Consider the following 18,148-nt stretch of genomic DNA (forward strand, 5'->3'; position numbering starts at 1 on the left):
CGCAGAACCTCTGGCTCGTGATGGCTGAACGGTTCACGACAAATCCCAGTAGCCGGCTCGGACTCACGCTCGCCTAATTGGCTGACACCTCGTTCCTGCGGTCCAGATGCGTTGAGGTCACTTGCGTCAGGGTAAGGTGCCCGGCCCCCAGGAGCCGGACATGGCGGTCTTGTAGATCGGCAACTCGGCGTCGCGTCCAGCGAGCAACCGCGTGCTCAGCCGTTGTGAGAGCCGGAGGCCGCAGACTCCGTCTCTGCGGGTACGGTCCTGCGCGTGCGCAGGGTGAGCGCGGCGAGCAGGGCGCCGGCGCCGGCGATACCGGCGGCTCCGACGAACGCGGCGGAGAAGCCGCTGGTGAGCGCGGGGAGGTTGCCCAGCAGACCGGAGCCGTTGGCGGCGGCCACGGCGGTCATCGCGGCCAGTCCGAGTGCCGAGCCGACCTGGTAGCTGGTGTTGACGATGCCGGAGGCGAGGCCGCTCTCCTCGGGACGGGCTGAGGAGATGGCGGTGCCCAGCGAGGGGATGAAGGCCAGCGACATGCCGAGTGCGGCGACGAGGCTGGCGGGCAGGACGTCGGCGGCGAAGCTGCCCTGGGGGCTGATCAGCGACAGCCAGGCCATCCCCGCGGCGAGCAGGATTAGGCCGGTGACGGTGGTCGCCTTGGGGCCGAACCGGTTGATGGCCCGGGGTGCCAGGACGATCATGCCGAGCATGATGAGTACGGTCATCGGCAGGAGGGCGGCGCCGCTGGGGAAGGCGCTGTAGCCGAGGACCTGCTGCAGGTAGAGGTTGAGGAAGAACCACATCGGGATCCAGGCTCCGCCGAGCAGGAGCTGGGTCAGGTTGGCGGCGGCGAGGTTCGGGGTGCGGAAGATCGACAGTCGCATGAGCGGCTCGCGGCGGCGGGCCTGGATGGCGACGAACGCGCCCAGCAGTACCACGGCGCCGGCCAGTACGAGCCAGGTCTGCGCCGAGCCCCAGCCGACCTCGGGGGCCCGGACGATGGCGTAGACCGCGGCGCCCAGGCCGGCGGTGACGGTCAGCGCGCCGGTGACGTCGATGGTGCCGCGTTGAGGCTGGGCGGAGGGCATCAGGGGCGCGGTGGACAGTAGTGCGGCGAGCGCGATGGGGATGTTGATGTAGAAGACCCAGGGCCAGCTCAGGTACTCGGTGATGACGCCGCCGAGGAACACTCCTGCGGTGCCGCCCGCAGGGGCGGCCGCGCCGTACAGGGCAAGGGCCTTGGTGAGCTCCTTGGGGTCGTGGCCGAACAGCATCATCAGCAGCGTCAGTGCCGATGGTGCGATCAGGGCCGCCCCGACGCCCTGCACGGCGCGACCGGTCAACTCGACCCACACCTCGGGGGCGACGCCGGCGACCAGCGAGCCGATGAGCAGGACGAGCCAGCCGGCGCCGAACAGTCTCCGTGCGCCGAACAGGTCGGACAGACGACCGCCGAGCAGGAGAAGGCCGCCGAAGGCGACGACGTAGGCATTGAAGACCCAGGACAGGCTCTCCTGGGAGAAGCCGAGGTCTTCCTGGATACGGGGAAGGGCCACGCCGATGATCGACGTGTCCATGATGACGATGAACTGGGCCGTGGCGATCAGGGCCAGGGCCGTCCAGCGCCGCGGTGATGGACCGGACATGAGGACACCCTCCAGAGTAAGCCTTACCGGGGTAAGGTATGTTCGCCAAGCTTCATATACCCATAAGGGGTATACGGGTGAGGGTCAATAAATACCACTAGGGGGTATATGTCAACAGTGTCCGGCCTCCCGGCTTCGCCGAAGTATCGCTGGAGCGATCAATGCGACCCCGATGACCTGCGCAAACCCGGCGATCATCCCGCGCTGAGCTCTACGATCATGATCCATGACCCGGCCGTGAGATGAGTGTCACCAGGCGGCCGAAGCGCGATGCGAGCCGAGCCTGTCAATGGGGCAGGCAAGGCTGAAGAGCCTTCCAGGGGGGCGCTGGCAATCGCGCTGATCGCATCGTTGGCAGCGGATGGCCAACGAATATCACTTCCAGCGGGTCTGACCTGCGGATCTTGCACCCCGCGTCGTGCTCCTCGAATTTCTCTACTTCGAACCCCTTGACGAGGGGAATACCATAGGGGGGTATAGTGTTGTTGTGGACAGCGACCCAAGGGGAGGGCTGGACATGAACGGATACAGCGAGAACAAACACGACCATGCGATGCGGCTGCGCCGTATCGAGGGGCAGATCCGTGGCCTGCAGCGGATGGTGGAAGACGACAAGTACTGCATCGACATCCTCACGCAGGTGTCCGCGGCCACCAGCGCGCTGAGGTCGTTCTCCCTGTCGATGCTCGAGGAGCACCTGGCCCACTGTGTGGCCGAGGCCACCCTCAAGGGCGGTCCCGAGGCTGAGGCGAAGGTCAAGGAAGCCTCGGACGCCATCGCCAGACTTGTTCGTTCCTGATCGGATTGAAGGAGAGATCGATATGAGCACCGCCACCTACACCGTTGAGGGCATGACCTGCGGCCACTGCGTCAGTTCGGTCAAGGAAGAGGTCAGCGAGGTGGCCGGCGTCACGAACGTCGAGGTCGATCTGGCCACCGGGCTGCTGACCGTGGAAAGCGACGACCCCATCGACACGGCGAAGATCGTCGCCGCGGTCGAGGAGGCCGGATACGAAGTGGCGAACCCGTGAACACCGCAGCGAAGCTCGGCTCGTACGTCCTGGGCCTTGCCGTCGTCTTCGGCGGCGCCCTGGGCGCAGGCAAGGCGGTGGGGCCGGTCGGAGCGCCTCCGGCCGAGGACCACAGCGCCATGGCGGCGCCCACCGCGAGCGCGGGACACGGGGAGCACGTCACGCAACAGGCGAAGACCGATACCCCCGGGGGGCTGCAAGTGTCCCAGAACGGCTACACCCTCGACCCACTCACCACGACGATCAAGCCCGGCGAGCCGACCGACTACCGTTTCACCGTGACGGGTCCCGATGGCAAGCCGGTCACCGACTACCAGGTCCAGCACGACAAGAAGCTCCACTTCATCGTGGTCTCCCGTGACCTGGGCAGCTTCCAGCACCTGCATCCCACGGAGGCGGGCGACGGTGTCTGGTCGGTCAAGCTCACTCTCCCAAGCGCGGGGACGTATCGCGCGTTCGCCGACTTCTCGCCCGCTGGCGGCAGCGCGCTGACGCTCGGCACCGACGTGCTCGTCGCCGGGGATTACGAGCCCAAGGCGCTTCCGCAGGTCAGCCGAACGGCGACCGTGGACGGCTACACGGTCACCTTGGACGGCGACCTGACGCCCGGGCAGGCGAGCAAACTCACGCTCAAGGTCACCAAGGACGGCAAGCCGATCAACGACCTGCAGCCCTATCTCGGTGCCTATGGCCACCTGGTGGCTCTGCGTTCCAAGGACCTGGCCTACCTGCACGTCCACCCTGATGGCGAGCCCGGCGACGGGAAGACCAAGGCCGGACCCGAGATCGTCTTCTACGCAGAGGTGCCCAGCACCGGCGACTACCGCCTGTTCCTGGACTTCCAGCATGAGGGCGAGGTCCGCACCGCCGACTTCACCCTCGGCACGGGCGAGCGGCAGCCGGCGATCCCGGCGCCCACCCCCAGCGAGCACCGCGACGACCACGGCCACTGAGAAAGGAGAACGGTGATGACCCCTGTCACCGATGACCGGCAGAATGCGGTCGAACTCTCGATCGGCGGCATGACCTGCGCATCCTGCGCCAACCGGATCGAACGCAAGCTCAACAAGCTGGACGGCGTGACCGCGACGGTCAACTACGCCACGGAGAAGGCCAAGGTCACCTTCCCGGACGGCGTCGACCCGCAGCAGCTCATCGCCGAGGTGGAGAAGGCCGGCTACACGGCTGCGCTTCCTGCCCCGCCCAAGGCGGAAACGGCGGAGGAGGGGCCGGAGGACGAGCTCCGGCCGCTGCGCAACCGCCTCATCACGTCGGTGGTGCTGGCGGTGCCGGTGATCGCGATGGCGATGATCCCGCCGCTGCAGTTCACCAACTGGCAGTGGTTGTCGCTCGTGCTGGCGGCGCCGGTGGTGGTGTACGCGGGCTGGCCGTTCCACAAGGCGGCCTGGACCAACCTGCGGCACGGCGCCGCAACGATGGACACCCTGATCTCGATCGGCACGCTGGCCGCCCTCGGCTGGTCGCTGTGGGCGCTGTTCCTCGGTACGGCCGGCACGCCGGGCATGACGCACCCGTTCGCGTTCACCATCGAGCGCACCGACGGCTCCGGCAACATCTACCTGGAGGCCGCGGCGGGAGTGACCGCGTTCATCCTGGCCGGACGCTACTTCGAGGCCCGGTCCAAGCGACGGGCGGGCGCCGCGCTCCGGGCCCTTCTGGAGCTGGGCGCCAAGGACGTGGAGCTCGCCGACGGCCGCCGCGTCCCGGTCGAACAGCTCAAGACGGGCGACCGCTTCATCGTCCGGCCCGGCGAGAAGATCGCCACCGACGGCGTGATCGAGGAAGGCACCTCGGCGGTCGATGCCTCGATGCTGACCGGCGAGTCCGTTCCGGTCGAGGTGGCGCCCGGCGACGCCGTCACGGGCGCCACGGTGAATGCGGGTGGCCGTCTGATCGTCAAGGCGACCCGGGTCGGCGCCGACACCCAGCTGGCGCAGATGGCCAGGCTGGTGGAGGAGGCGCAGACTGGCAAGGCGCAGGTGCAGCGGCTGGCCGACCGGATCTCCGGCATCTTCGTCCCCATTGTGATCGCGCTGGCCATAGGCACGCTCGGTTTCTGGCTCGGCACCGGCGACGGCGTGGGAGCGGCGTTCACGGCCGCGGTCGCAGTGCTGATCATCGCCTGCCCGTGCGCACTGGGCCTGGCCACACCGACGGCACTGCTGGTCGGCACCGGCCGGGGCGCGCAGCTCGGCATCCTGATCAAGGGCCCCGAGGTGCTGGAGTCCACCCGCAGTATCGACACCATCGTCCTGGACAAGACCGGCACGGTCACCGAAGGCAAGATGACCCTCACCGATGTGCACCTGGCAGAGGGGGAGAGCGAGTCTGAGGTGCTGCGGTTGGCGGGCGCGCTCGAGCACGCCTCCGAGCACCCGATCGCCCAGGCCATCGCCAAGGGCGCCGCCGGCCGCGTCGGCGAGTTGCCCGCTCCCGAGGACTTCGCCAATGTCGAGGGTCTCGGCGTGCAGGGCATCGTGGACGGGCACGCGGTGCTGGTCGGTCGGCCCCGGTTGCTGGAGGAGTGGTCGCAGCACCTCTCGCCGGAGCTGGAGCGGGCGTTGCACGCCGCCCAGGCGGCCGGCCGTACCGCGGTCGCAGTGGGCTGGGATGGTCAGGCGCGTGCGGTGATCGTGGTGGCCGACGTGGTCAAGCCGACCAGCAAGGAGGCCATCGAACGGTTCCGCGCGCTCGGCCTCACCCCGGTGCTGCTGACCGGCGACAACGAGTCCGTGGCCAGGACGGTGGCGGCCGAGGTGGGCATCGACGAGGTGATCGCCGATGTGCTGCCTGCCGACAAGGTCGAGGTGGTCAAGGAACTGCAGGGCGAGGGCAAGGTCGTGGCCATGGTGGGCGACGGGGTCAACGACGCCGCCGCACTGGCCCAGGCCGACCTCGGGCTGGCGATGGGCACCGGCACCGACGCCGCCATCGAGGCCTCCGACCTCACCCTGGTCAGAGGCGATCTGCGAGTGGCCGCCGACGCGCTCCGGCTGTCCCGCCGCACGCTGTCGACGATCAAGGGCAACCTGTTCTGGGCGTTCGCCTACAACGTCGCCGCCCTGCCACTGGCCGCGCTCGGGCTGCTCAACCCGATGATCGCCGGAGCCGCGATGGCGTTCTCCAGCGTCTTCGTGGTCAGCAACAGCCTGCGGCTACGCCGCTTCAAGTGATGATGAATGGGATGGCTCCGAGTCGGCACCGGCTCGGAGCCATCGGCGTGAGGGCGCGCTTCACACACGCCGCAGCCCAGTCACAGCACTAGTGCGGGACGACCCCGTCGGCCAGCATCCGCCGGTAGTTCGCAATGCGATCTTCGACGGAGTCCAGGCAGCAGCTGGAGCACTTCACCTGCTCGGCCGAGGTGTAGTAGAGGCAGCAGGTGTTACGCAGATAGAAGAGCCCTGATCGATCGCCCTCCGTGAGCCGGACCACGCTGCCGAGGCGGTCCAGCCCGCCGGTGGCCGTGGACAGGAAGGTCTCGTAGGCGCTCTCCAACTTGTCGACATCCCCGCCGCGTCGGCTCGCGATGCAGAAAGCCGCCGCGCATCCGTGGGCGACGCCGCCCTGGAGCTGCCGGAGGCCGGCGCGCGTGCGTACCCGCATGGCTTGCGCGAGAGGCAGGAGGTGTTCGTCCAGGACCCACTCCACGAGGGTTGTCACGGACGCGTCGGTGACCTTGGGATCGCGCAGGCCCACCGCCTCGAAGCCGTGGTGCGGGGAGAGCCGGATGGCGACGTTCTCCGGACGCATGTCGATGACCGCGCCCTCGACGGCCCATGCCAGCATGGCGGCCGCGGTCACGGTGCCCGCGTACACGGCCATCACGGTCAGCGCGGTCGCGTGGTCGGAGACCTGGCCGCTGGCCCTGCGCTCGGCGTCGAGCACCTGCTTCAGCTCGTCGGACCACGGGTCCAGCAGCCGTTCGCAAGCGATCCAGTCGTCTCCAGGTGTGAGTCCGCGCTGGAGCCGGAAGCGGTCACCGAAGGATTCCAGCCGTGCGAAGACGTCCGTCACTCTTTCCGTCCTTGTTCGTCAGTCGATGGTGATGTGTGGTCGGCGTCACACGGCCGCGGTTCGAGCTGCTTCGAGCAGCTGTGCCGTGTAGGAGTGGGAAGGCGAGCGGGCCAGATCCGCGGAGGGGCCATGCTCGACCACGGTCCCATTGCGGAGTACCACGATCCGGTCGCATGACTGCACTGCTTCGCCGAGGTCGTGGGTGACAAACAGGACGGCGAGTTCCTGATCGACGGCCAGCGTGCGCAGTGTGGTGGCGATGCCGGCGCGGGTGGAGACGTCCAACATCGAGGTGGCCTCGTCGGCGACCAGCAGGATGGGATCGGCCGCGAGCGCCCGAGCAATGGACACACGTTGCCGCTGTCCGCCCGACAGCTGGCCAGGAAAGCGGTGCAGGAACTCATCCGACACGGGCAGTCCGGAGGCGTTCACCGCCTCTCGCACCCGGCCGGCCCGCTGCTCCCGCGGGATGCCGGCCAGCACCAGGGGCTCGTCGACCAGGCTCGCGACGCGCATCCCGGGATGGAGCGCGTCGTAGGGGTCCTGGTGGACGAAGCCGATCCGCTGCTGGAGCCGGCGAAGCGCGCGGCCGCGCCGCGAGGTCAGCTCCTCACCCGAGATCTCGACCTGGCCGCTCGACGGACGGAGCAGGCCCAAGATGACCCTCGCAAGGGTGCTCTTGCCGGAGCCGCTCTCGCCCACGAGCCCGACGATCTCACCGGCGTGGAGGTCGAGGTCCACACCGCGCAGCGCCTCCACGGTTCTTGATCGAGTGCGGTAGACGTGCCGTACGTTCCGCACGCGGACCACTGGTGCTCCGTGGAGGTGGTCGCCCCGTGGCACCACCGGGTACGTCGGCTTGTCGTGGTGGTGGCAGGCCACCTGCGCCGCTTCGTACGTACGCAGCGGCGGTGCTTCATCCGCGCACCGGTCGGTGGCCAGGGGGCAGCGCGGTGCGAACCGGCAGCCGCTGGGGAGCAGGTCGAGCGCGGGTGCGGAGCCGGGGATGCTGCCCCACGGCACCTGTCGGTCCGCTACAGGGGTGGCGGTGAGCAGCCCGGCCGTGTAGGGGTGGGCGTGCTCGGCGGTGAGCGTGCGTGCGGGGCGGACTTCGGCGAGACGTCCCGCGTACATCACCGCGACACGATCCACGTACGGGATCAGCCCGGCGAGGTCGTGGGAGACGATGAGCATGCTGGTGCCCAGGTCGGCGAGCAGTGCGAGGATCTGCCGCTGGGTGATCGCGTCCAGTCCGGTGGTGGGCTCGTCCGCGATCAGCAGCCGGGGCTCGCCCGCCAGGGCCAGGGCGATCGCGACCCGCTGGCGTTGACCTCCGGACAGTTCGTGCGGGTGGCAGCGCAGCATGGCGTGCTGGAGGCCGACGCGTTCGAGCAGCTGGGCCGGTTCGGCCTGGCCGCCGTGCAGGGTGAGCATCTCGCTGAGCTGGGCGCCGATCCGGTGCACGGGGCTGAGACCGGTCATCGCGCCCTGCGGCACGATGGCCACCTCGCGACCCCGGACGTTCTTCCAGTCGGTGCGGCCCGCCAGCTCGACATCGTGGAGCAGCGCCGAGCCGGCCACGGTGGCGGTGCGGGGGAGCAGGCCGAGCAGGGCGCGGGCTAGGGAGGTCTTGCCGCAGCCGCTCTCGCCGACCAGCGCCACGATCTCGCCCTCAGCGACGTCCAGGCTGATCCCGTCCACGGCGGTCAGCGCGCCGTAGCTGATCGTGAGGTCGCGCAGTGACAGCGTCATTGGGTGACCTCCCTGAGCGCGGGGTTGAGGCGTTCTTCGACGGCGATGCCGATGAGGGCGAGGGCGAGCACGGTGAAGGTGATCGCGGCGCCCGGTGGGAGCGCCCACCAGAGCCACGCGTCGGAGAGGAACACGCCATTGGTCTGCACCCAGAAGAGCGTGGTGCCCCAGCTGGGCGCGGTCGGGTCGCCGAGGCCGAGGAAGGAGAGGGTCGCGTCGTAGATGACCGCGCGCATCGCCGTACGGACGAAGACCGGGATGAGCAGCGGGCCGATCAGGTAGGAGCCGTGCCGCATGAGCAGCCACCAGCGGGGCGCTCCCATGGCGCGGGCCACCTCCAGGTGGCCGCGGGACCACGCGGTCAGTACGGCGGCGCGCAGTACCCGCGCCGGTACCGGCCAGAGGATCAGCGCCAGGATCGCCACGCGCGTGCCGAAGGACTGGCCGAGGAAGGCCGCGGCGAGGATGTAAAGGATCAGTTCGGGCAGCACCAGCATGACGTCGGTGCCGCGCATCAGCGTGGCCGACAGCCACCGCGGCCCAATCCCCGCCGCGCCGCCCACCAGCGCCGCGAGCAGCGTGGTGCAGGCGGCGACGATGAAAGCCAGGCTCAGTGAGGTGCCCGCACCGACGACGAGCTGCTCGAGCAGGTTCCTGCCGAGATCGTCCGCGCCCAAGGGCAGCCCGGCTCCCGGAGGGGCGTAGGGGGCGGCCACACGGGCGCGGCCGGCGTCGTCGGAGAGCGTCATGCCGTACAGGGCGACCCCGATGACGACGGTGAGGATCGCGGCTCCGATCAGACCCTGGGTACCGAGGAGATTGCGACGCGGCGCACGCAGGAACATCATCGGCCGCCTCCGGTCCGGGCTCGGGGGTCGAGCAGCGGGTACGTGGCGTCGGCCACCGCGTTCATCAGCACGACCAGCAGTGTCAGCACCAGGAACGCGCCCTGCATCAGCGGATAGTCGCGGGCCGCGATCGCGCCGAAGGTCAGACGGCCGAGCCCGGGATAGGCGAAGACGGTCTCGACCACGATCGAGCCGGCGGCGAGGAAGCCGATCTCCATCATGAGGATCGTGTGGACGGGCAGGAGCGCGGGCCGCAGCGCGTGCCGCCGGACGAGCCGTCCGTACGGGACGCCCCTGGCGTGCGCGTGCTGGACCGGCTCGCTGGTCAGCACGGTCAGCAGCGACGATCGGGTGTAGAGGAACAGATACCCCATCCCGGTCAGCGTCATGGTGCTCACCGGCAGGACGAGGTGCAGCAGCACACCGGAGACGGTCACGCCCTCGATGCCCGACACCCCGAAGGTCGGCAGCACCTGGAGTTGCACGCCGAACAGGACGATGAGCAACATCCCCAGCCAGAACTGCGGGAACGAGTCGAGCACGATGGCCGCGCCGAGCAGGCCCGAGCCCTTGCCCCGGCGCCTGCGCAGCGCGCCCAGCACGCCGAGCGTGACTCCCACCAGCGCCGTGCACACGATGCTGGTGCCGACGAGCAGCAACGTCCACGGCAGCGCCTCGCCGAGCGCCTGCGTGACCGGGCGCCCGTCGGACAGGGAGGTGCCGAGGTCGAGGGTGAACACACCGCCGAGGTAGTCGAGGAACTGCTCGGGCAAGGGCTTGCCGAAGCCGTACTGGGTGGCGATCTGCGCGCGCTCGTCGGCCGTGAGCCGGGCGAGCGCCTCCGGACTGCCGAACAACTTGAGCGGGCCGCCGGGCAGGGCACGGGGCAGTGCGAAGTTCAACGTGAGCGCCACCGCGAGCACCGCGACGTACTCGGCCAGCCGGCCCGCCGCGTACCTCCACGTCATCACAGCGCGAACTCGACAAGGGAGAACTTGTTGAGCACAGCTGAGCCGTTCTGCCAGGTCCAGCCGCTGTAGACGTCCTTGCGGAAGGCGTAGGCGCCGTTGCGGTAGTAGAGCGTGAGGAACGGCAGTTGCTCGGCGATCTGCGTCTGGAGCCGCTTGGCCGCCGCCGTCCTGGCTTCCATCGTGGGAGCCGTGGTCAGCTCCCGAATGATCGAGTCCACCTGGTCGTTCTTGAAGCCGACCACGTTCAGGGAGCCGTCGTCCGGGTCCGAGGCGAGCAACTGGGCGATGCTGCCGCTGCTCAGCATGACGGGCGCGGACCAGCCCCACATCGACATGTCGTAGTTACGGCCCTTGCGTACGTCGTAGTCGGGCCACACCTTCGCGTCCAGGGAGTCGGGGTCGAGCGAGTTCACCTTGATCTCGACCCCTACCGCCTTGAGCATGTCGCGGATCAGTTCGGCGCTGCGCAGCCGATCGGTGGAGGTGCTCTGGACCAGCAGCTCGTACGACATCGGCTTTCCGTCGAGGACCCTGATCCCGTCGGGACCCGGCTTTGCGCCCAGGGCGTCGAGCTCGCCCTTGGCCGCCTCGACGTCGTAGACGGGGGCGAGCCGATCAGGCTTGATGGGGGAGTCGGCGTGGATGAACCCGGGGTTGCCGGGTGTGCCCTGGCCGAGCAGCGCGGTTTTGACCAGGTCCGTCACGTCGATCGCCTTGGCAAGGGCACGCCGGACCTCCGGCCTGTCGAACGGGGCCCTGGTGGTGTTGAAGGCCAGCAGTGTGGATGCGAACTCGGCGCCCTTCACTATGCCGATGTTCGGCTGGTTCTGTAGCGCCTGGAGCTGCTGCGGGGGCACGATGCGGGTGGACATGTGCACCTCGCCCGTGCGCAGGGCGGCGAACTGCGTGGACTCCTCGGGGATGACCACGACCTTCACGGTCTCGACCTTCGGCTTACCCATGGCGTAGGAAGGGTTGGCGGTCAGCGTGTAGCCGCGGGCGTTGTCGTACTGCGTGAGCTTGTACGGCCCCGTGCCGACCGCTTTGTCGCTCCCGGCCTCGCTGACCTTCTCCACCGGCTCCCACACGTGTCTGGGCAGGATGGCCATGTCAGCCAGGATCCGCCGCGGGAACTCCGGGTCAGGCGCCTTGAGCGTCAGGGTCACGGTGTCACCGCTCGCGGTCACGCTGTCCACAGGCCGCACGTCGATCGCGGAGTCGCCCTCCATGTTCTTCTTGTAGAAGTCGAAGCTGAACACCACGTCGTCCGCCGTCAGCGGCTTGCCGTCGTGCCAGGTGATGCCGGACCTGAGCGGCATCGTGAAGACCTTGTTGTCGGTGGTCCGGATCTCCTTGGCCAGCAAGGGCGTGACCCCGTCGCCTTGAACGACGACCAGGGTGTCGAAGATCAGCTTCACCAGGTTGTTGCCCGGGTAACCGGTCTGGTTGGTGAACGGGGTCAGGGTGCCCTCGTCGGACGAGATGGCGATGGTGACGCTCTTGGCGGCTGCCGCGGTCGGCTGAGCTTGCGGAGGCCGGCTACCAGCACCGCATCCGGCCAGAGCTAACCAGAGTGCGGCTGCTATCGCGAGGGATCTGACGGATCGCCGGTACACGGAACCTCCCGGGGGTATAAGAGGTTGAGATCACCGCCGTGCTGGGTGAGCGGTGTTTCATGCGACTCTATCGATGTTTTCCGTAGATACAAGAGCTCAATATGTAAACTCCGTAATTCAACCACGCGGCCTCCGTATGATGCGCTCTATACGCTTCTGAGCTGGTCTTATGCGGATTCTGTTGTCGAGTGAGCTGATCGACGTAGGGCTGGATCCGGACGTCCGTAACCCTTGAGCAGCGACCAGATACGATTGATCTTCGTAGACAGGGCGGTACTTCAAGCTTGTGGAGGGACGCCCGCGATCAAAGTCGTGGTCATCCTGCGCATCCGTTCGCGGAGGTCGGGGGCGTGTGGGTCGGGTGAGCAGGAGTTGGTGGGCGGCGCCCACCACGGACTGGCCGAGGCCTACCGCGACATCGCCTGGGCCGCTCCCGACCTGATCCGCAACATGCCCGCCGACAGCGTGTACTTCGACCGCGTCAGCTAGATCGTCATCGACCTGGAGCGACGGACGTGTGGTGCTCCTCGGTGACGCGGCCTGGTGCGAATGCGCCTGCCGCGACCTCTTGGGCGCACTTGGCTGAATGCCTGGCTTAGCGTTGGCAGTGCTTTTCGAGGACGGTCAGGTTCTTGAGTTCATAGCGTCGCGTTGGCTCGCCCAGTGCGTGATCGATACGGGCCAGTTTCTCCTCAGGGAGGGCGTTCTTCCTGGCGATCGGTGAGCGGCCGGTGGCGCTGTGCCAGGCAATGAGCAGCCTGCCACGTGGCCGGGTCACCCGGCGCAACTCGTGGATGCCTGCCTCCAGATCCGGCCACATCGCCACGTTGTTCACCGAGACCACGACGTCGAAGCCGCCATCGGGACAGCCCGTGTCCGATGCGGTGCCGAGCCGCAGCTCGACGTCGCGTCCGCGGTTGTGCCGGGCCGCCTGGCGAAGCATGTCAGGCGAGGGGTCGATGCCGCAGACCCGTTTGGCCTGGATGTTCCGGAGCAGTCCGCCCGGCCCGCATCCGACCTCCAGCACGCTGTCCGCTTTCCCGATGAGCGTCACGAGTTCGCCCGGATCGTTGAGCCACAGCATGAGTCGCCCGGCCAAACGTCCAAGCATTCCTTGCGGAAGGGCGAACGGAGAGCGGATCAGCTCATCGTACGCCCAGGATCGGATCTCCTTGGTGGCCATGCCTCCAGGTTCGCGGTTCAAGTCGGGTTGAAGTCAAATGGACGGATGGAGCTCATCTCGATCGGTGAGGCCGCCCGCCGGCTCAACCTCAAAACCTCGGCTCTGCGGTACTACGAGGAACGGGGCCTGGTAAGGCCGGCGGCTCGTCATGCCGGCAAGCGGATGTACGGCCAGACCGAACTTCGCCGCCTCGCGCTGGTCGCCCTGATGCAACGGCTTGGAGTCCGGCTGGACACCGCGGCTGCCGTCATGGACGAGTCGGGCGAGCAGTGGCGATCGGTGGTGCGGGAGCAGATCAGCGAGTTGGACGCACTCCTTGAGCGAGCCCAGGGGGCCAGGAAGTTCCTCTCAGCGGCGTTGACCTGCCCCGCCGACCATCCCACGAGCGAGTGCCCGCACCTGATCAGCGTGCTGGACCGGCTGTTCACCGGCGGAACGTTCGAGGAACTGCTCGAAGAGCACTCGGGTGATCAGGACAGCCCCGTCAGGTGACTTCCATGTTGATGTCGTCGCCCAGCGCGGACGCGATCTCGGCGACGTGGGCGTGATCGTGGAGCCGGCGGGTCACGTACGCGACCGCGTGGTCGTGCCGGAAGGACCACCAGGCGGCCGACCCGCCAAGCCCGCCCAGGCCGACGAACGAGTCGGTACGCAGGAAACCCAGTGTCCAGTTGACCCTCAGTCCGATGACCTGGTCATCGTCGCTCACCTGAGTCTTGAGGTACTCGGCATGGAGTTCTTCCCCCAGCAACCGGCGGACCGGTCCGTCCACGCTGGTCAGGCTGGAGTAGAAGCGGGCGAGGGCGGTGGCGGAGGTATGCAGATTGATCGCGCCGAAGACGGCCTGGCGCCACCCGCGGGTGTTGAGCCGGGCAGGGTCCAGCAGGCCGGGCGGGACGGTCAGCACATGCTCGTACGTCGGGCACACCTCGGCCACGAACTGTTCCGCTGCTATAGGTCTAATCAGATGATCAGTGGCCGTGGTGGTACTGGTGTGTCACCGCATGACCCTTTCCACGTGAGATCAGCCACTTGTTCACCGGCGTCGTGAGCACGAACGCCACCAGCAACGACCCGGCCAGTGACACCCAGAACAACCAACTCGTCAGACCGGCGTCCATGGCACCGGGCACGAACACCATCACCCCGTTGTCCAGGATCTCCATCATCGCGATGGAGATGGTGTCCGCGGCCAGCGCCACTTTCAACGCGGTGCGGAAGCCGACTCCGGCCTGCAGCACACCACGCATGGTCAACGCGTAGCCGAACACGAAGGCCAGCGCCACGGACAGCACGACGGTGGCGAGATTGGACAGCCCGGCGGCCGTGCCGATGACCATGCCCAGCACCTCGCCGATTGCGCAACCGGTCAGGCAGTGCAGCGTCGCCTGAGCGGCCATCGCCCACGTGGCGACGGGCGGGGCGGAGTGAGTGTGCCCGGACGGAACTGCCGAGTGGTCAGCGTGCTCGTGCTCCGCGTGGAGAGCGGGCTCAGGGGTCGGATGATGGTGACCGCTGTGGTCCATGACAAAGCTCCTTAGTAGCGCGGGCTCCAGATTATACGGGTATGGGGTATATGGCGAGAGGTGCGGGTAATCCCGTCATTGGGGCGTTTGATCAGGGCATGCAGGCGAAGATGCGCCGGCGGCGGGAGCCCAGTCGGGCCTGCGCTCCCGTTGCTGCTGATCTTTGTGGCCTTCGCCCGAACTTCTGAGGAATAGCGCACTGGCCGCGGCGGTTGGCGCGGGCATGAACGGACAGAGGTACGGGGGTGGCGCTGCATGGCTGCGCTGGACCGTGCCGTGCAACCCCACGGATACCCGGTCCAAGCCCGTCACCTGAGATGGCGGGAATCTCCGTTTTTATCCGTGAGGCATGTCATGTCGCTGTTCGTTCAGGCCTTCGTCACGCTGCTCGTCATCTTCGACCCGCTGGCCGCCATCCCGATCTTCCTGACGCTCACCAGAAGCGAGGACCCGGTGGCACGCCGTCGTATCGCCAGGATCTCCGTGCTGGTGGCAGCCGGTATCGTCGCTCTCTTCGCAGTGCTCGGCAACCGGCTGCTCGACGCCTTGGGCATCTCGTTGCAGGCGCTGCAGGTGGCCGGTGGAGTGCTGCTCGCGCTCATCGCACTCGATCTGCTGAAAGCCGATTGCGCACGTAATCGCGCCAACGCCGAGAGCGGCGCCGTCGCCTTCGTCCCCCTGGGCACGCCATTGCTGGCCGGTCCCGGTGCCATCGCGGCGACGATGCTCTACATGGAGAAGGCGGCGACGCCTACCGCCGTCGCGGCGGTCGGGCTGGCGCTGGCCGCGGCGCTGTTCCTGACCTGGCTCACGCTGCGCTTCTCTTCGCTCATCGGCCGCCTGCTCAAGGACAACGGGCTCAACCTGGTAACCCGCGTCATGGGGCTGCTGGCCGCCGCGATGGCAGTGCAGCTCGTCGCGGGAGCTGTACAGCACTGGATGCGCTGGGGGGTCGCCTAACCGTCCAAATCGGGTCTTGATCCTATGCGTCTAGGACATGAGGCGATGGCAAACCGTCCAGCTCGGCCGCCCCGCTGCTCAGGATCGGCGCGGCCGCGCTGGGCATGCTGTTCAGGCGGTGGTTCGCTGCTGGTCAGAGCGTGCAGCACGCTCTTGGACAGCGGTGGGCGGTTGTACGGCACGTGGAACTCGGCCCCGACCAGCGTGACCTCGCCGTCGAAGCCCTCCCGGCGCAGCGTCTGCACAGCCCGGAGCCCCGCCAGGGAAGCGCCGACCACAGTGATCCTGTTAAGTGTCCCCATACTCCTGAACAATACCTATATGGGGTATATTCTTGGCAATGTGATGTGGATCTCATATACCCCTGCCCCGTATATCTTGCCCAATGGTCCAATTGGGCGTATTTTCCAGTGTTATACCTACCCGGGGTATGAAGAGGAGTGGTGATGAGCACGAGCACGTACAAGGTGTCCGGCATGACCTGCAGCGGGTGCGCCGGTAAGGTCAAGACCGAGATCGGCAAGGTCGCTGGGGTGTCCTCGGTCGAGGTCGAGCTGGCGACCGGTGAGGTGACCGTGACCTCGGACGGCCCGCTCGATGTGACGCAGGTCAGGGACGTCGTGGAAGAGGTCGGCTACGAACTCGTCGCAAGCTGAACCATCTCGGACATCCCCGTACCGCCGCCCAGAGCCATGCCGTCGATAGGCAGACGAACTTCGACGAGCACGTGTAGTCGTCAGGGCTGTCGTGGTCAGGGGCGGACTGCGCCGAGGAGACGGGTACGCCAGTAGTCGTCGAGGTCGACAACCTTGATGACGTCTCCGGTCTGGGGCGCATGGACCATCTTGCCATTGCCGGCGTACATGCCCATGTGCCCCAGGCCCTTGCTGAAGAGCAGGTCGCCGGGCTCGAGGGCGTTCAGGGGGACGCGGCGGTTCGCGCCCCACGACCACTGGGTCCAGGTCGTGCGGGGCAACTCGACTCCTGCCTGGCGCCACGCGGCCTGGGTCAGGCCGGAGCAGTCGTAGGAGCCGGGGCCGGTGCCGCCGTATCGGTACGGCTTGCCCACCTGGGCGAAGGCGAACCGGAGCGCCACGAGGGCGTTGCCCGAAGCGGGACCGGTGTACTCGATGCCCGGGCTGTTAGGGTCGCCGGTCTTGAATGCGCCCAATCGGCGCAGGAGCTTGGTCTGCTCGGCGATCAGCTTCTGGATCTTGGCCTTCTCGTCGCGTACCTTGTCGCGCGCGGCATCGGCCTCGGCCAGGACCTTCTTGGCTTCGTTGCGGCGGTCACGCAGTTCTTTGGTGGTGGCCTCGTAGGCGCGTATTTTGGCCGCCCTGGCTTGTGCCATCGCCTGGATGGAGGCCATGCCGCTCATCAGCGCCTGGGGGTCGGCCTGGGCGACGAACCGTTCCCATCCTCGGTAGGGGCCGAGTTGGTAGTCGCTGACCGCCAGGCGGGCGAGGTCCTGGCGCAGGGCGGTGGCGTGCGCGTCCTTGCTGCTGAGCTCGGCGTTGAGGGTGTCGTACTTCTTCTTGGCCCTCTTGTACGTCTCACTGGCCTGGTTGTAGCGCTCGACAACCTGGTCGGCCTGCTCGTTCAGCTTGACCAGCTTGGCCCTGGCCTTGGCGGGGGAGGGCTCGGCGACAGCGGCGCCGGGACTGGAGACCAAGGTGACTAAGCCCAGAGCTGCGGCAGTTGCTGTCCGCCAAAGCCACGCCGGCAGAGCCACTACGATGCCTCCTCGTAAGTCGCCAGAATCTGGGGCGTAATGGTACAGAAGTCGTCGCCTTGTATGGGCTTGTATGCGGTTATCAGTGCTTTCGGTGCCGTGTACTACCTGCGGTAGGGAGAAGTCGCGATCGACCTGTGTCTAGATACGCATGCCGGCACTCCAGCGTTCAGCGGCGAGCAGGTCACCGCAGGCATGGTGCTGAGATCGCTTGAGTACTATCCGATGTTCGCGCGAGTCGCCGGACCGGCGATCGGCGGCAACGTACTGGGGTTGATGATGTTGGATTACGAACTGCGGCCTGAGTCGCCCGCTGTCGAGGTTTACCGGCACCTGCGTGTCGCGTCGGGGCTGAGCGACAAGTCTGAGGCCGCCGCCGCCCTGGGGTTGGCTGGTGGGTGGTACGCGGTCACCGCCTACCGCGATGGAGAGCCCATCGGCATGGGGAGGATCATCGGCGATGGCGGGACGGCCTTCCAGATCGTCGACATGTGTGTTCTGCCGGAGCACCAGGGGCGAGGAGTTGGTAAGCGGATCATGGAAGCGTTGATGGCTGAGTTGCGCGAGCGCGGGCCCGCGACTGCGTACGTATCGCTGATCGCTGACGGCGATGCGCGTCACCTGTATGCCAAGTACGGGTTCGCCGAGACCGCTCCCGACTCCGTCGGCATGGCCCAGCGGCTCTGAGACCACAAGACTAGGGATATCCCCTGGGGCGGACAGGACGCGGCCACCGTAGCGTCGGGTCAATCGCGTCCTGTGGGGGGCAGGGCGCTGCGGCCCGGGCGTGGCTTCTTGACGACAGGCGGGCCGAGCGCTGGACGGACATACAGATTCCGGCG

General features: G+C 67.6%; 20 protein-coding genes. 9 read left to right on the forward strand and 11 right to left on the reverse strand.

All coding sequences use genetic code 11. The features are described 5' to 3' along the window. Nucleotides 1-215: 215 nt before the first annotated feature. Nucleotides 216-1,649, reverse strand: coding sequence for an MFS transporter (locus tag AB0J09_RS03705; protein WP_360684537.1), 1,434 nt, complete (start codon nucleotides 1,647-1,649; stop codon nucleotides 216-218). Nucleotides 1,650-2,166: 517 nt separating this feature from the next. Here AB0J09_RS03705 and AB0J09_RS03710 point away from each other — a divergent pair. Genes AB0J09_RS03710 through AB0J09_RS03725 form a run of 4 tightly spaced genes read left to right on the forward strand, consistent with a single transcriptional unit; the run spans nucleotide 2,167 to nucleotide 5,874 of the window. After that, the gene (locus AB0J09_RS03710) at nucleotides 2,167-2,448 is read left to right on the forward strand and encodes a metal-sensitive transcriptional regulator (protein WP_360684629.1); all 282 of its coding nucleotides are present in this window, start codon (nucleotides 2,167-2,169) and stop codon (nucleotides 2,446-2,448) included. Nucleotides 2,449-2,470: 22 nt separating this feature from the next. Then, complete coding sequence (locus AB0J09_RS03715; RefSeq protein ID WP_360684540.1) at nucleotides 2,471-2,680, forward strand: cation transporter; 210 nt, start codon at nucleotides 2,471-2,473, stop codon at nucleotides 2,678-2,680. Then, on the forward strand, nucleotides 2,677-3,633 hold the full coding sequence (locus AB0J09_RS03720) for a hypothetical protein (protein WP_360684543.1): 957 nt from the start codon (nucleotides 2,677-2,679) through the stop codon (nucleotides 3,631-3,633). The genes AB0J09_RS03715 and AB0J09_RS03720 overlap by 4 nt, the downstream gene beginning before the upstream one ends. 15 nt (nucleotides 3,634-3,648) lie before the next feature. Then, nucleotides 3,649-5,874, forward strand: coding sequence for a heavy metal translocating P-type ATPase (locus AB0J09_RS03725; protein WP_360684546.1), 2,226 nt, complete (start codon nucleotides 3,649-3,651; stop codon nucleotides 5,872-5,874). Between the two features lie 88 nt (nucleotides 5,875-5,962). Here AB0J09_RS03725 and AB0J09_RS03730 read toward each other — a convergent pair whose 3' ends face one another. From AB0J09_RS03730 to AB0J09_RS03750, 5 genes are read right to left on the reverse strand one after another with little or no spacing between them, the layout of a single operon-like run. After that, the gene (locus AB0J09_RS03730) at nucleotides 5,963-6,718 is read right to left on the reverse strand and encodes a (2Fe-2S)-binding protein (protein WP_360684548.1); all 756 of its coding nucleotides are present in this window, start codon (nucleotides 6,716-6,718) and stop codon (nucleotides 5,963-5,965) included. Between the two features lie 45 nt (nucleotides 6,719-6,763). Beyond that, complete coding sequence (locus AB0J09_RS03735) at nucleotides 6,764-8,470, reverse strand: ABC transporter ATP-binding protein (protein WP_360684551.1); 1,707 nt, start codon at nucleotides 8,468-8,470, stop codon at nucleotides 6,764-6,766. Further along, nucleotides 8,467-9,318, reverse strand: a complete 852-nt coding sequence (locus tag AB0J09_RS03740) for an ABC transporter permease (RefSeq protein ID WP_360684554.1) — start codon at nucleotides 9,316-9,318, stop codon at nucleotides 8,467-8,469. Before AB0J09_RS03740 ends, AB0J09_RS03735 begins: the two co-directional genes overlap by 4 nt. Next, a complete protein-coding gene (locus AB0J09_RS03745) occupies nucleotides 9,315-10,286 on the reverse strand; it encodes an ABC transporter permease (protein ID WP_360684632.1) in 972 nt (323 codons plus the stop codon). Before AB0J09_RS03745 ends, AB0J09_RS03740 begins: the two co-directional genes overlap by 4 nt. Continuing rightward, nucleotides 10,286-11,905, reverse strand: a complete 1,620-nt coding sequence (locus AB0J09_RS03750) for an ABC transporter substrate-binding protein (protein WP_360684557.1) — start codon at nucleotides 11,903-11,905, stop codon at nucleotides 10,286-10,288. The genes AB0J09_RS03745 and AB0J09_RS03750 overlap by 1 nt, the downstream gene beginning before the upstream one ends. 312 nt (nucleotides 11,906-12,217) lie before the next feature. On the opposite strand from AB0J09_RS03750, the gene AB0J09_RS03755 reads away from it, so the two are divergent. After that, nucleotides 12,218-12,394, forward strand: coding sequence for a hypothetical protein (locus AB0J09_RS03755; RefSeq protein WP_360684559.1), 177 nt, complete (start codon nucleotides 12,218-12,220; stop codon nucleotides 12,392-12,394). A 106-nt stretch (nucleotides 12,395-12,500) separates the two neighbouring features. Here the strand turns inward: AB0J09_RS03755 and AB0J09_RS03760 are convergent, their stop codons facing one another. Beyond that, on the reverse strand, nucleotides 12,501-13,088 hold the full coding sequence (locus AB0J09_RS03760) for a methyltransferase domain-containing protein (RefSeq protein ID WP_360684562.1): 588 nt from the start codon (nucleotides 13,086-13,088) through the stop codon (nucleotides 12,501-12,503). 45 nt (nucleotides 13,089-13,133) lie between these two features. Between AB0J09_RS03760 and AB0J09_RS03765 the strand changes: the two genes are divergently transcribed. After that, complete coding sequence (locus tag AB0J09_RS03765) at nucleotides 13,134-13,580, forward strand: MerR family transcriptional regulator (RefSeq protein WP_360684565.1); 447 nt, start codon at nucleotides 13,134-13,136, stop codon at nucleotides 13,578-13,580. On the opposite strand, the gene AB0J09_RS03770 is transcribed toward AB0J09_RS03765, so the two are convergent. Both AB0J09_RS03770 and AB0J09_RS03775 read right to left on the reverse strand, forming a co-directional pair. After that, entirely contained in the window at nucleotides 13,573-14,025 is a 453-nt protein-coding gene (locus AB0J09_RS03770) for a serine hydrolase (protein WP_360684568.1), read from the reverse strand. The genes AB0J09_RS03765 and AB0J09_RS03770 overlap by 8 nt on opposite strands. Nucleotides 14,026-14,059: 34 nt before the next feature. Then, complete coding sequence (locus tag AB0J09_RS03775) at nucleotides 14,060-14,614, reverse strand: DUF4396 domain-containing protein (RefSeq protein ID WP_360684571.1); 555 nt, start codon at nucleotides 14,612-14,614, stop codon at nucleotides 14,060-14,062. 255 nt (nucleotides 14,615-14,869) lie between these two features. Here AB0J09_RS03775 and AB0J09_RS03780 point away from each other — a divergent pair, with 255 nt between their 5' ends. Further along, nucleotides 14,870-15,574 carry a MarC family protein gene (locus tag AB0J09_RS03780; protein WP_360684574.1) on the forward strand — a complete coding sequence of 235 codons (705 nt, stop codon included), beginning with the start codon at nucleotides 14,870-14,872 and terminating at the stop codon, nucleotides 15,572-15,574. Here AB0J09_RS03780 and AB0J09_RS03785 read toward each other — a convergent pair. After that, nucleotides 15,571-15,876 carry an FAD-dependent oxidoreductase gene (locus AB0J09_RS03785; RefSeq protein WP_360684577.1) on the reverse strand — a complete coding sequence of 102 codons (306 nt, stop codon included), beginning with the start codon at nucleotides 15,874-15,876 and terminating at the stop codon, nucleotides 15,571-15,573. The genes AB0J09_RS03780 and AB0J09_RS03785 overlap by 4 nt on opposite strands. A 144-nt stretch (nucleotides 15,877-16,020) precedes the next feature. Between AB0J09_RS03785 and AB0J09_RS03790 the strand changes: the two genes are divergently transcribed. Next, nucleotides 16,021-16,230 carry a heavy metal-associated domain-containing protein gene (locus AB0J09_RS03790; RefSeq protein ID WP_360684580.1) on the forward strand — a complete coding sequence of 70 codons (210 nt, stop codon included), beginning with the start codon at nucleotides 16,021-16,023 and terminating at the stop codon, nucleotides 16,228-16,230. A 95-nt stretch (nucleotides 16,231-16,325) separates the two neighbouring features. Here AB0J09_RS03790 and AB0J09_RS03795 read toward each other — a convergent pair whose 3' ends face one another. After that, nucleotides 16,326-17,246 carry an NlpC/P60 family protein gene (locus AB0J09_RS03795; protein ID WP_360684583.1) on the reverse strand — a complete coding sequence of 307 codons (921 nt, stop codon included), beginning with the start codon at nucleotides 17,244-17,246 and terminating at the stop codon, nucleotides 16,326-16,328. Nucleotides 17,247-17,501: 255 nt separating this feature from the next. On the opposite strand from AB0J09_RS03795, the gene AB0J09_RS03800 reads away from it, so the two are divergent. Next, on the forward strand, nucleotides 17,502-17,993 hold the full coding sequence (locus AB0J09_RS03800) for a GNAT family N-acetyltransferase (protein ID WP_360684587.1): 492 nt from the start codon (nucleotides 17,502-17,504) through the stop codon (nucleotides 17,991-17,993). Nucleotides 17,994-18,148 lie beyond the last annotated feature (155 nt).

It is taken from the genome of Nonomuraea sp. NPDC049784, from assembly GCF_040659615.1.
Classification (GTDB): domain Bacteria; phylum Actinomycetota; class Actinomycetes; order Streptosporangiales; family Streptosporangiaceae; genus Nonomuraea.

Bases quoted from the DNA above. Each gene is read 5' to 3' on its own strand.
- AB0J09_RS03735 (WP_360684551.1), bottom strand. From the start codon at position 8,470: ATGACGCTGTCACTGCGCGACCTCACGATCAGCTACGGCGCGCTGACC.
- AB0J09_RS03765 (WP_360684565.1), top strand. From the start codon at position 13,134: ATGGAGCTCATCTCGATCGGTGAGGCCGCCCGCCGGCTCAACCTCAAA.
- AB0J09_RS03800 (WP_360684587.1), top strand. From the start codon at position 17,502: ATGGTGCTGAGATCGCTTGAGTACTATCCGATGTTCGCGCGAGTCGCC.
- AB0J09_RS03745 (WP_360684632.1), bottom strand. From the start codon at position 10,286: ATGACGTGGAGGTACGCGGCGGGCCGGCTGGCCGAGTACGTCGCGGTG.
- AB0J09_RS03785 (WP_360684577.1), bottom strand. From the start codon at position 15,876: ATGGGGACACTTAACAGGATCACTGTGGTCGGCGCTTCCCTGGCGGGG.
- AB0J09_RS03725 (WP_360684546.1), top strand. From the start codon at position 3,649: ATGACCCCTGTCACCGATGACCGGCAGAATGCGGTCGAACTCTCGATC.
- AB0J09_RS03775 (WP_360684571.1), bottom strand. From the start codon at position 14,614: ATGGACCACAGCGGTCACCATCATCCGACCCCTGAGCCCGCTCTCCAC.
- AB0J09_RS03790 (WP_360684580.1), top strand. From the start codon at position 16,021: ATGAGCACGAGCACGTACAAGGTGTCCGGCATGACCTGCAGCGGGTGC.
- AB0J09_RS03715 (WP_360684540.1), top strand. From the start codon at position 2,471: ATGAGCACCGCCACCTACACCGTTGAGGGCATGACCTGCGGCCACTGC.
- AB0J09_RS03760 (WP_360684562.1), bottom strand. From the start codon at position 13,088: ATGGCCACCAAGGAGATCCGATCCTGGGCGTACGATGAGCTGATCCGC.
- AB0J09_RS03710 (WP_360684629.1), top strand. From the start codon at position 2,167: ATGAACGGATACAGCGAGAACAAACACGACCATGCGATGCGGCTGCGC.
- AB0J09_RS03705 (WP_360684537.1), bottom strand. From the start codon at position 1,649: ATGTCCGGTCCATCACCGCGGCGCTGGACGGCCCTGGCCCTGATCGCC.
- AB0J09_RS03740 (WP_360684554.1), bottom strand. From the start codon at position 9,318: ATGATGTTCCTGCGTGCGCCGCGTCGCAATCTCCTCGGTACCCAGGGT.
- AB0J09_RS03780 (WP_360684574.1), top strand. From the start codon at position 14,870: ATGGCTGCGCTGGACCGTGCCGTGCAACCCCACGGATACCCGGTCCAA.